At 29.6% G+C, this 11,666-nt stretch carries 13 protein-coding genes, 2 tRNA genes and 2 other annotated features; of the genes, 11 read left to right on the forward strand and 4 right to left on the reverse strand.

What is annotated here, in order from left to right; all coding sequences use genetic code 11:
* The first annotated feature begins 15 nt into the window (after positions 1 to 15).
* Together BUB83_RS18180 and BUB83_RS18185 are read left to right on the forward strand one after the other, a co-directional pair.
* A tRNA-Gly gene (locus BUB83_RS18180) sits at positions 16 to 90 on the forward strand.
* 7 nt (positions 91 to 97) lie between these two features.
* A tRNA-Cys gene (locus BUB83_RS18185) sits at positions 98 to 171 on the forward strand.
* Positions 172 to 330: 159 nt separating this feature from the next.
* On the opposite strand, the gene BUB83_RS18190 is transcribed toward BUB83_RS18185, so the two are convergent.
* The gene (locus BUB83_RS18190) at positions 331 to 1,167 is read right to left on the reverse strand and encodes a HAMP domain-containing sensor histidine kinase (protein WP_242950711.1); all 837 of its coding nucleotides are present in this window, start codon (positions 1,165 to 1,167) and stop codon (positions 331 to 333) included.
* On the opposite strand from BUB83_RS18190, the gene BUB83_RS22530 reads away from it, so the two are divergent.
* Positions 1,157 to 1,384: a hypothetical protein gene (locus BUB83_RS22530; protein WP_242950712.1), complete on the forward strand. Its 228-nt coding sequence runs from the start codon at positions 1,157 to 1,159 to the stop codon at positions 1,382 to 1,384. The genes BUB83_RS18190 and BUB83_RS22530 overlap by 11 nt on opposite strands.
* A gap of 165 nt (positions 1,385 to 1,549) precedes the next feature.
* Here the strand turns inward: BUB83_RS22530 and BUB83_RS18195 are convergent, their stop codons facing one another.
* The 3 genes from BUB83_RS18195 to BUB83_RS18205 all read right to left on the reverse strand — a co-directional run bounded on the left by BUB83_RS18195 (position 1,550) and on the right by BUB83_RS18205 (position 3,575).
* Positions 1,550 to 2,230, reverse strand: coding sequence for a response regulator transcription factor (locus BUB83_RS18195; protein WP_073340519.1), 681 nt, complete (start codon positions 2,228 to 2,230; stop codon positions 1,550 to 1,552).
* Between the two features lie 110 nt (positions 2,231 to 2,340).
* Positions 2,341 to 2,772 carry a DUF4342 domain-containing protein gene (locus BUB83_RS18200; protein ID WP_073340521.1) on the reverse strand — a complete coding sequence of 144 codons (432 nt, stop codon included), beginning with the start codon at positions 2,770 to 2,772 and terminating at the stop codon, positions 2,341 to 2,343.
* A 101-nt stretch (positions 2,773 to 2,873) separates the two neighbouring features.
* The gene (locus tag BUB83_RS18205; RefSeq protein WP_073340523.1) at positions 2,874 to 3,575 is read right to left on the reverse strand and encodes a DUF6873 family GME fold protein; all 702 of its coding nucleotides are present in this window, start codon (positions 3,573 to 3,575) and stop codon (positions 2,874 to 2,876) included.
* Between the two features lie 308 nt (positions 3,576 to 3,883).
* On the opposite strand from BUB83_RS18205, the gene ytxC reads away from it, so the two are divergent.
* The 8 genes from ytxC (at position 3,884) to BUB83_RS18245 (ending at position 11,355) form a co-directional block, all read left to right on the forward strand.
* Complete coding sequence (gene ytxC, locus BUB83_RS18210) at positions 3,884 to 4,825, forward strand: putative sporulation protein YtxC (protein WP_073340525.1); 942 nt, start codon at positions 3,884 to 3,886, stop codon at positions 4,823 to 4,825.
* A 348-nt stretch (positions 4,826 to 5,173) separates the two neighbouring features.
* Positions 5,174 to 7,090, forward strand: a complete 1,917-nt coding sequence (thrS, locus tag BUB83_RS18215) for a threonine--tRNA ligase (RefSeq protein WP_073340527.1) — start codon at positions 5,174 to 5,176, stop codon at positions 7,088 to 7,090.
* A 37-nt stretch (positions 7,091 to 7,127) separates the two neighbouring features.
* Positions 7,128 to 7,246: a sequence feature (ribosomal protein L20 leader region), on the forward strand.
* A gap of 45 nt (positions 7,247 to 7,291) precedes the next feature.
* Complete coding sequence (gene infC, locus BUB83_RS18220) at positions 7,292 to 7,810, forward strand: translation initiation factor IF-3 (protein WP_073340529.1); 519 nt, start codon at positions 7,292 to 7,294, stop codon at positions 7,808 to 7,810.
* A gap of 21 nt (positions 7,811 to 7,831) precedes the next feature.
* Positions 7,832 to 8,029: a 50S ribosomal protein L35 gene (gene rpmI / locus BUB83_RS18225; RefSeq protein ID WP_073340531.1), complete on the forward strand. Its 198-nt coding sequence runs from the start codon at positions 7,832 to 7,834 to the stop codon at positions 8,027 to 8,029.
* A gap of 26 nt (positions 8,030 to 8,055) precedes the next feature.
* Positions 8,056 to 8,418, forward strand: coding sequence for a 50S ribosomal protein L20 (rplT, locus tag BUB83_RS18230; RefSeq protein WP_073340533.1), 363 nt, complete (start codon positions 8,056 to 8,058; stop codon positions 8,416 to 8,418).
* A gap of 142 nt (positions 8,419 to 8,560) precedes the next feature.
* Positions 8,561 to 9,895 (forward strand): TrkH family potassium uptake protein, encoded by a 1,335-nt coding sequence (locus BUB83_RS18235; protein WP_073340535.1) that lies wholly within the window; start codon positions 8,561 to 8,563, stop codon positions 9,893 to 9,895.
* A 10-nt stretch (positions 9,896 to 9,905) separates the two neighbouring features.
* Positions 9,906 to 10,565, forward strand: a complete 660-nt coding sequence (locus BUB83_RS18240; RefSeq protein WP_073340537.1) for a potassium channel family protein — start codon at positions 9,906 to 9,908, stop codon at positions 10,563 to 10,565.
* Between the two features lie 16 nt (positions 10,566 to 10,581).
* Entirely contained in the window at positions 10,582 to 11,355 is a 774-nt protein-coding gene (locus tag BUB83_RS18245; RefSeq protein WP_073340591.1) for a TrmH family RNA methyltransferase, read from the forward strand.
* A gap of 81 nt (positions 11,356 to 11,436) precedes the next feature.
* Positions 11,437 to 11,654: a binding site (T-box leader), on the forward strand.
* Positions 11,655 to 11,666: the final 12 nt, after the last annotated feature.

Genomic DNA, 11,666 nt, shown 5'->3' on the forward strand with positions numbered 1-11,666 from the left:
TGAAGCCACCAAAATGCGGGAGTGGCTCAGTGGTAGAGCGTCACCTTGCCAAGGTGAACGTCGCGAGTTCGAATCTCGTCTTCCGCTCCAATAATGGGGCGCTATGGCCAAGTGGTAAGGCAGAGGCCTGCAAAGCCTTTACCCCCGGTTCAAATCCGGGTGGTGCCTCCAAAAAAAACTCAACATTTAAATGTTGAGTTTTTTTATTATATATAATATTTAAATTACTGCTGTAGGCATCTCGGTTCAACTATTAATTTATACGTGTCCAAAACTCCTAAAACCGTGGAGATTTTATACAAGTATAAATTAAGTTTCACAATGGGATCCCTATAGAATTGGTAAAATAATTTTAATTTTAGTTCCAAAGTTGAGTTTGCTCGATACTTGTATGGAACCTTTATGTTGTGAAATTATCCATTTTGCTATAGATAAACCTAAGCCATTACCGCTGTATTCTTTTGAACGTGATTTATCTGTGGTGTAGAATCTATCAAATATTTTAGAAATATCATCTTTATCTATTCCCATGCCGGTATCCTCTATTTCTATACAGATTGTATTGATTTCTTTGAAAGAATTTATAGTGATTTTCCCACCATCATTAGTGAACTTTATACTGTTATCTATAAAAATTCTCAAAGTTTGCTTGATTAGTTTTTCATCACCCCAATAAAAAATATCTTCATTAACCAGGTTTGTTATTAAATGATTTTTATCAATGAGTTTTGTTTCTTTGGTAACTTGATCTATTAATGATCTCAAAGAAAATATATTTTTTTCTATCTTCTGAGTATTTTTATCTGCTCTAGCTAAGAATAATAGTTTTTCAACTAATTCTTTCATGCTTTGGGATTCTGATTTTATAGCCTCGATAGATTCATTTAAAACATCTTCATCGTTTTTTCCCCATCTATCTAAAAGATTTATATAACCTTGAATAACGGCTATGGGAGTTCTTAATTCGTGGGAAGCATCTGAAACAAATCTATTCTGTTGTTCATAGGATTTTTCTAATCTATCAAGCATCTGATTAAAAGTAGTGGCTAATTCTTTTAATTCATCTTTGGTTCCGGCAATGTTTATCCTTGTATCTAAATGATTTACGGATATATCTTTTACAATATAAGTCATGTCTTTTATGGGATAAAGAATATTGTTACTCATTTTTGAGCTTATAGCTAATGATAGTAAGAAACCCAAAAGATTAATGGTAATAAGTAATATTAAATATCCATTATTTAAAGAAAAACTGTTGGATGAAAATAGTTTATCTAATAGATTTAGTTTAAAGAATATTAATATAATAGCGCTACAAATAAACATTATTATTGAAAATATAAAAGCGTATAAAATAGTGAATTTAAAGGTTAGTGAAAAGTAAAACCTATTCTTAAATCTTTTATATAGCTTAGAAAAAAAAGTGGTAACTGTAGACAAATATTTAAAAGTATGGGCTAAAGCTATGAAAGTGTATTTAATTGTGTAGAAAAGTATTTTTATAATCAATTTTATTACTGGGACAATGTTTTGGCGTACTTTATTACGATTATTCATCTTTCAATGTGTACCCTACCCCTCTAATAGTATGTATGAATTTTTTTGGGGTAAATTTATGAATTTTATTTCTTAAATAAGTGATATACACATCTACAATATTGCTATCGCCATAATAATCATAACCCCAGACTTTCGAAACTATTTTTTCTCTTGATAAAACTATATTTTTATTTTGAAATAAATATTTTAATAACTGGAATTCAGTTTTAGTGAGTTCTATAGGGGTGCTATTATAGGTCACTGTGTAGGAGTTGCCATCTAGTTGAAGTTTTTCTATGATATATAAATCGGAGGATTGTTCCATTGGTATTTGGTGACGCAAAGTAACTCTTATTCGGGCTAATAATTCTTCTATTGCAAATGGTTTTGTTATATAATCATCGGCACCATAATCAAGTCCGGTAACTTTGTCGGAAATTTCATCTTTGGCTGTTAATAAAATTACAGGAACTTTTGAACTTTGCCTTAACCGTCTTAACACTTCTAATCCACTTAAGGAAGGCAACATAATATCTAATAAAATAATATCAAAATTATTTTCTAGTGCACTGTTTAAAGCTTTTCTTCCGTCTGTTTCTATTTCTGCTGCATAACCTTCATATTTCAATTCTAATTGAATGAATCTTGCTAACTTTATTTCATCTTCAACGATTAATATTTTGTGAGCCATTAAAAAACCTCCTATTAAATATATTTTTATTATAACAAAATTATAGATATAAAAATACGACACTTCAAATGTCGTATTTTTAAGGTTATATGAATATAAAAGCCTTTATGCTAATTAACTGGTTTTTCTGTTGAGTCAAAAGCGGTATTTATTTTTGATATCATACCATTAAAGTCTATTTCACTATCTTTTTTAGTGAATTTTATTTTTAGTCCGGATATTAGGGCTACTACTAAAGCTATTATGCTTATAGGAGCAGTGCATATCACTAATGGCACAAAAATCAGCAAGGGTAGTTTTACGATTACTTCACTTTCTTTATAAAGTAAAAATTTATGATCTATGCTTTTTTTCAACAAAGATTTTAATTTCACCTTAAAAGTTGAACTATTGGAATTGAATTTTGTTTTTTGATTTTGTTCCAAATAAATTAATGCTTCTACTAGATCATTATTATTGTTTTCTAATGCTTTTTTTGCTTCTTCATAGCTTACATTAGCTCTTTTCCTTAATAAATCAATTTGCTCAATATTTATTGACATTGTATTACCTCCTTGAATTAACTATCTATACTAATATAATAGCGGTTAATTCTTAAGGTAAGTTTAAAGAAACATTAGAATTTCATTAGAATTTATTTGGTTTAAATTTCTATGCTAAGGATACTTCCGCGGTCTATTAGTGGTCCTTTGCCTAAATTAATATAATCTACATTATGTTTTTTTAAGAAAGATATAACCTGAGTGCAATACTCATAGTTTTCTAATTCTCCATAAAAACCTAAAAGATTATCTTTAATTAGTCCACAAGTTCCTCCTATAAAACCATAATTTAAAAAAGGTAGTTGTATGTGGCCAGGAGGAAGCAAAAGAACATGAAAATTTATTTTTGTTAAAGCAGAAGCTATAGATGGGTCAGAGGTCATAACAACATCTTCTTTGACAACTGCAGTGGAACATTTCGAATATCCTTGTTTTACGTTTATCAATAATTTTGTCTTCACTTCTTTTAAAAGATTTTTATCTGTATATTCTAGATTATGCAAAAATACATTAGCTAAATTAACGGAATTTAATATTATATCATAAGGGTATTTTTCTTTGAGAGAATTTTCACTTAATATTATTTGCGCATTTATAGGTTTAAGACTTTCTATAAAAGATGTAGGAATATCCTTGTGAAATATTATTTTTTTATGTGAAATTATATTCATTAAAATATCGGGATGGCCTTCGATGGCTTTGTACAAATTGGTATTTGGAGGGCAGAGTATTACTTGCCCGAAAATTGATAAATTTTCAAGTTCTAATTTTGAAATTCTGTAGTCTACGAAAAAAAATTTCATATAAATCACCCCTATAGAAAATAGAATAAGGTAAAATCTATGCATTTGTCTGTTGACAGTAAGTGAAAATATAAGTTGATAATTGATGGGGTACTGAGAACCAAGAAGGTTATTAATTTATTTTAATCTTTTGATCTTTCATTGTCAATTATGCACTGTGTATTAAGATGATTTACAATTATAAAATTAAATTTTTCAGCGGTAAATTTAGTTTGTTGGTTTAAAAATGGTGGTATAAAAATAAAAATTTTAAATTTTTGAATATACATTTATTTTGGTAGCATACTAGTTTTGAAGGAGTGGATATTGTGATACTATTAACCATAATATATAGCAATGAAAAATATGATATTACTGATAAATTAAATAAAATGCAAAGCTATTTTTCTAAACGTGAAATCCTTTTGGGTTTTTCTGAAAGCATTAAAGATAATAATCATTTTATTGAAATTTATGGTTTGAATCCTACTTTAAGTGATAAAGTGAAAAATAATTTGCAAAGATATATTGCTTCTTTTATTTTTAAATTATTTGTTGGGAAATTTCTTGAAGAAGAATTTGGCAACTTAGTGGAAGAAAACTACTTTTTCTTAAAAGAAGATGAGATAATTAAAGTGAGAGAACAATTTAAAAACTTGCTTACCAGTGATAAGGAAACCTATTCAAATGAATTAATTAGTTGTATTAATATAAAAAATAAATCAATTGAGAATGTTGTAGGATGCTTGAATGATAGTGAGAAATTTAATATTGATGGATATTATACATTCAGAAAAAAAAGCTTTAAGAAAGAAATGGAACAAATTTTAAATATCTTGGTGGAAGAGCATATGGTAGAAAAAGAGTACGATGAATTTATTAAACTGTTAAAATATTTTGTTGATATACAAGAAAGTAAGATTGAACTTATAAAAATTATAATAGAAGACAATGGAGAGTATTTAATAAAAGATAAAAATGAAAAAGACATTATGCAAGAGCTTTTAAAAGATGTGGAAGAAAGTAAATTTAACGGAAGTGTGGGCATTGAGGATTTAATAATAAGTGGACTTATAACTTATTGCCCAAAAGAAATATATATTTATGGAAAGGAAAACGTTAAAAATAAGGAAATGTTAGATACGATTTTTAATGTTTTTGAAAATAAAGTTTCGATCAAAGAAAGTAAACCTTTAATTAAAGAAGAAAACCAAATAATAGCTCATAAAAAAAATAAAGAAATTGATAAAAAAGAACCTATTCATGTTTAATTAAATTTATTTTTAATAAAATCATATTGACTAATGAAAGGGTTTTGTGGTAAAAATATAAGTACAGATAAACTTTGAAATATAGTTAATGTGATGATAAGGAAGAGTAAATAGAAAACTGTTACCAGAGATAAGAATTCATTGGCTGAGAGATTCTTTTGATAAGTTATATTGAAAACCACCTTGGAGCTAAATGCTGAAATTAGTAAGCATATTCGCTAGCTGGCGTTATAGTGTGTATTGAATAATGATTGATTTATTATTTAGGGTGGAATAACGTTGACTCGTCCCTTTTGGGAGGAGTTTTTTGTATTTTTTGAAAAATATATAATTTAAGGAGAGAAAGTTATGGTAAATGTTAAATTGTTTGATGGAAAAATTATGGAAGTTGAGAAAGGAATAACTATAAGCGAAGTTGCTTTTAAAATAAGTCCTTCCTTAAGAAAAAAAGCTCTTGGAGCTAGAGTAAATGGCAAGAAAACAGAGTTAATGACAGAAATTAATGAAGATTGTGAATTAGAGATAGTAACTTTTGAAGATGCAGATGGTAGATGGATTTTAAGGCATACGGCTTCTCATATTTTAGCACAAGCAGTAAAAAATCTTTTTCCTAATGTAAAATTAGCTATTGGGCCAGCTATTGAAAATGGATTTTATTATGATTTTGATGCAGATTTTTCTTTTACACCAGATTTATTAGTAAAAATAGAAAAAGAAATGAAAAAAATTGTAAAACAAAACTACAAACTTGAAAAATTTGAACTTCCAAGAGAAGAAGCAATCAAATTCATGGAAGACAAGAACGAAGATTATAAAGTTGAATTAATAAAAGATCTTCCAGAAGGAGAAATAATATCCTTCTATAAGCAAGGTGAATTTGTAGATTTGTGCGCAGGGCCTCATGTTCCTTCTACAAAAGAAGTGAAAGCTTTTAGTTTGTTATCTATAGCAGGAGCTTATTGGAGAGGTAATGAAAATAACAAAATGTTACAAAGAATATATGGTACAGCTTTTACAAGTAAAGAAGATTTAGAACAACATCTTCATTTGTTAGAAGAAGCGAAAAAAAGAGACCATAGAAAACTTGGAAGAGAATTAGGTTTATTTGATATAAAAGAAGAAGGGCCAGGATTCCCATTCTTTTATCCAAAAGGCATGGTTTTGAGAAATTTATTGGAAGATTATTGGAGAGAAGAACATACAAAAGCAGAGTATGGTGAAATTAAAACTCCTATTATATTAAATGAACAATTATGGCATCAATCAGGGCATTGGGATCATTATAAAGACAATATGTATTTCACAAAAATTGATGATGCAGATTTTGCAATTAAACCTATGAATTGTCCAGGGGCTATACTTGCTTATAAAAGCAATCTTCACTCATACAAAGAATTTCCTTTGAAATTGGCAGAATTAGGGCTTGTGCATAGACATGAAGCTTCAGGAGCTTTACATGGATTGATGAGGGTAAGATGCTTTACTCAAGATGATGCACATATATTTATGACAAAAGAACAGATTAAAGATGAAATTTTAGATATAATTAAAATGATTGATAAATTTTACAGTGTATTTGGATTTGAGTATTTTGTTGAATTATCTACAAAACCCGAAGATTCTATGGGGAGTGAAGAAGATTGGGAAGATGCTACAAATGGATTGATAGAAGCGTTGAATGCAGCAGGTTTAAAATATCATGTTAATGAAGGTGATGGAGCTTTTTACGGTCCTAAAATAGATTTCCACTTAAAAGATTGCTTGGGAAGAACTTGGCAATGTGGGACAATTCAACTAGACTTCCAAATGCCAGAAAGATTTGAACTTTCTTATATTGCAGCTGATGGGGAAAAACATAGACCAGTAATGGCGCATAGAGTTATTTTTGGAAGTATAGAAAGATTTATAGGAATATTAACAGAACATTATGCGGGTGGATTTCCTACTTGGATTGCACCGGTTCAAGTAAAGATTTTAAATATCACAGATAAACAAAAGGAATATGCAGAAGAAATTTACTTTGCTTTAAAGGAAAAGGGAATAAGAGTTGAATTAGATGTAAGAAATGAAAAGGTTGGTTATAAAATAAGGGAAGCTCAATTAAATAAAATTCCATACATGTTAGTATTGGGAGATAAAGAGATGAGTAATAAATCTCTTGCTGTAAGAAGCAGAAAAGAAGGAGATTTAGGTGAAGTTGCTGTAGATACTTTTGTTCAAATGATAGTAGAAGAAGTTAAAACTAGAAAAAATAATTTAGAATAATGCTTGACAACTAACTAATTAAGTTATATAATATGAAAGAATCAAGAAGAAACAGAGCTGTTTCTCACCTTACAGCATTGCTAGTGAGGTTGCATGTATGGATTTAATTAACCATGTTATGTATGGAACGGCTTACGTCGTTCCTTTTTTATTTATAAAAATAGAAGTTGTAATGATTGTTTTGATATAATTCGGAGGTGAATAAATATTAAAAAAGAAACTCTTCTAAACGAGATGATTAGATTTAAAGAAGTAAGAGTTGTAGGTCAAGATGGAGAACCATTAGGAATAATGTCTTCAAAAGAGGCACTACAAATAGCAGAAGAACAAGAATTAGATTTGGTTGTTATTGCAGAAACAGGAAATCCACCAGTGTGCAGAATTATGGACCATGGTAAGTTTTTGTATGATCAAACTAAAAAAGTTAAAGAAGCTAAGAAAAAACAAAAAGTTGTTAACTTAAAAGAAATTAGACTAAGTCCTGCAATTGAAGAACATGATATTGTTATAAAAGCAAATAGGGCTAGAAAATTCTTGAGTGACGAAGATAAAGTAAAAGTTACTGTTAGATTCAGGGGTAGAGAGAATAACTTCACATACAAAGGAGTAGAGATTTTAGATAATTTCTTATCTAAAGTTGAAGACTTATGTATCGTAGAAAAGAAAGCTGCTCTTGAAGGTAAAAACATGATAATGATACTAGCTCCGAAAAGAGCTTAATTCGAGAGGAGGATATTACAGATGCCAAAAATGAAAACTCATAGAGGGGCAGCAAAAAGATTCAAGAAAACAGGGACAGGAAAATTAAAGAGAAGTAAGGCTTTTAAAAGTCATATCTTAACTAAGAAGAGTTCTAAGAGAAAAAGAAACTTAAGAAAAGCAACAACTGTTAGTGCTACTCAAGTTAAAACAATGAAAAAGCTTTTACCATACTTATAGGATAGAGGAAAAAGGAGGTTTACTAAATGGCTAGAGTTAAAGGAGCTATCAACGCTCGTAAAAAACATAAAAAAGTATTAAAGCTTGCTAAAGGTTATTATGGAAGAAGAAGTAAAACTTTTAAAACAGCTAATGAAACAGTAATTAGATCTATGAGAAATGCTTATATAGGTAGAAAACTTAAAAAGAGAGATTTCAGAAGATTATGGATCGTTAGAATAAATGCTGCTGCTAGAATGAATGGTATGTCTTATTCTAAATTAATGAATGGATTAAAAGTTGCAGGTATAGATATGAACAGAAAAATGCTTTCTGAAATAGCTATCAATGATCCAAAAGCTTTTACAAATATAGTAGAAGTAGCTAAAAAATCATTAAACATTCAATAGAAAAATTTTAATGCAGCCTTTTGCTGCATTTTTGTTTTTTTTTGGACTACATATTTATTTTTGACAAAAATTATTTTAGTGATATAATGTATAAGATATTATATAAATAAAAGTTTTTTTTATTAAATTTGAGGTGGATAAAGTGAAGATTAAGCATAAAAAAAGAGTTGCGCCTGTTCAGATTTTAGCAGCTGGGTTTGCTTTTGTTATTTTTATTGGTACACTGCTTTTGAGACTACCTATAGCAGCAATTAGTGGGGAATTTACCCCTTGGGTGGATTGTGTTTTTACAGCTACATCAGCGGTTTGTGTTACTGGATTAACTACACTGAATACTGCAGAGCATTGGACCTATTTTGGAAAAACGGTGATTATTTTACTTATACAAATAGGTGGATTAGGGTTTATGTCCTTTACAACTTTATTCGCTTTATTACTTGGTAAAAAAATAACTTTAAAAGATAGACTGATTATGCAAGAAGCAATGAATTTTTTCTCTTTACAAGGTCTTGTAAAATTAGCTAAATACATATTAATATTTACTCTTTCGGTGGAGGGAGCAGGGGCTTTATTTCTTTCAACTAGATTTGTGCCTGAGTATGGATTTGGTAAGGGAATTTATTTTAGTATTTTTCATTCCATCTCTGCTTTTTGTAATGCGGGATTTGATTTAACTGGAAATAGTTTAGTTCCATATGCTCAAAGTACAGTTGTTATCATTACAATTTCTGCCCTAATTATAATAGGTGGATTAGGTTTTGCAGTATGGGCAGAAATATATGGTTTAAAAGACATTAGAAGACTTTCACTTCACTCAAAGGTGGTTATATCTATGTCTTTAGCCCTTGTATTTGGAGGGTGGTTATTTATGCTATTATTTGAGATGAAAAATCCTGCTACTATTGGAAGTATGAATATGGAAGGCAAAATTATCAATAGTTTTTTTGCGGCAGTTACGCCAAGAACAGCTGGATTTAATGCTATATCTTTACCGGATATGACAATGGCAGGAACGTTTTTAACTATGATTCTTATGTTTATAGGGGGCTCGCCGGGATCAACTGCGGGTGGTATAAAAACTTCTACTATAGGCTTGATTTTAATGGCATTAGTTAGCATAATTAGAAATAGAGAAGAAACGGTAATTTTTCAAAGAAGAATAAGTAGAGATTTGATAAATAAAGCCATTGCTGTGATGTTTGTTGGATTAGGAGTTGTTATGTTGACAACATTCATATTGTGTATAACAGAGCCCAAAGCTACATTCGAATATATTTCTTTTGAAGCATTCTCTGCTTTTGGAACAGTAGGATTAACATTAGGGCTTACTCCTGAGTTGAGTTTTATTGGTAAAATTGTAGTTGCTTTAACTATGTATATGGGCAGAGTGGGCCCTTTAACATTGATTTTAGCGATTTCAAGTAAGAAAAAGGGTGGAAGTATAAGATATCCAGAAGGTAAAATTTTGGTGGGATAGAGGTGTAAGTATGAAAAGAAAACAATTTGTTGTTATTGGTTTAGGAAGATTTGGGTCTGCTATTGCAAAAGAGTTATATGAGTTGGGGAACGATGTATTAGCTATAGATGCTGATGAAGATAGGATACAAGAAATTTCTAATGATGTTACACATGCCGTACAAGCGGATGCTACAGATGAAAATAGCTTAAGAACATTAGGAATTAGTAATTTTGATGTTGCCGTAGTAACAATTGGATCAAATGTTCAAGCTAGTGTTATGGCTGCTTTATTAGTTAAGGATTTAGGTGTTAAATATATTATTACTAAAGCTCAAAATGAGCTTCATGCCAAATTGCTTAGCAAGTTAGGTGTTGACAGGATTATTTTTCCAGAAAGAGATATGGGTATTAGAGTTGCTCATAATTTAGTTTCTTCAAATATTTTGGATTATATTGAACTTTCTTCAGATTATAGTATTGCTGAAATCAAAACACCTACAGAATGGATTGGGAAAACCTTAAAAGAATTAAATATGCGATCCAACTATGGCATAAATGTAATGGCAGTAAAAAGAGATAATGATGTTAATGTATCACCATCGGCGGATGATGTTATTGTAGAGGGTGATGTTATAGTTGCTATAGGTGGAGCAGAAGAAATTAATAAAATAGAAAAAATTGTAACATAGGGAGAATGATTTGAAGATAATAAGCAGTAAGGATAACTCACTAATTAAAGAAGTTAAAAAATTAAATGACAGAAAAGTTAGATTAAAGAAAAAACAATTTTTTATAGAAGGATTTAGATTTGTAGAGGAAGCTTTGAAATCTGATTTTATAATACCTTATTTGTTTATTTCAGAGGATAATTCTTATAAGTTGGAAGAACAAAAGGCAAATATAGATTCAGAAACAGAGTGCTATATAATCTCAGATAAACTTATGAAGTATATATGCAATACAGAAAACCCTCAAGGAATTGCAGCGGTAGTAAACATGAAAGAAGACACCAGTATAACAAATGAAAAAGGGTTTTACCTACTAGCGGATAAAGTTAGAGACCCAGGTAATATGGGGACAATTATAAGAACAGCTCATGCTACAGGTGCTCATGGGGTTATATTAACTAAAGGTACTGTGGATGTGTATAATGATAAAACATTAAGGTCTACTATGGGATCTATTTTTAAGGTTAATATAATTAATGATGAGGAAAATGAATTTTTAGAGCAACTTAAAGAAAAAGGGTTTCAATTATTAGTAAGTAGTCTTGAAGCAAAAGAATCCTTTTATCAATTAGATTTAACAGACAAGGTGATTATTGCAGTAGGAAATGAAGGTAATGGAATTAGTGATGAAATTTTAGGCAAAGCCAATAAAAGTTTTATAATTCCTATGGTTGGTGACTCTGAATCTTTGAATGTAGCAGTTGCAGCCAGTGTTATGATGTATGAAATATTAAGACAAAAGTTAAATTAATATATTTTTTCAATAAATAATTGAAAAATAACGTTAATGTAGTTATAATGTATAGATGAACAGGTTGAAATATAATTTAATAATTAAACTTTGATGGAGAGAGTAGATATAAAAAATTTTTTACAGGGAATAAAAGTTATAGACTGAGAGCTTTTTAAAAATAATTATATTGAAGTTCACTCCGGAGTTCTAGCTGTGAAATAATAGTAGCAGTTAGCGGAAATATCCGATATTAAAACAAGAGAACTAGCACTAGTGTTAGTTAAATTGGGTGGTAACACGACAACTTCGTCCCTTTATGGGTGGAGTTT

It is taken from the genome of Clostridium grantii DSM 8605 (assembly GCF_900129965.1).
Lineage (GTDB): Bacteria > Bacillota > Clostridia > Clostridiales > Clostridiaceae > Clostridium_AF > Clostridium_AF grantii.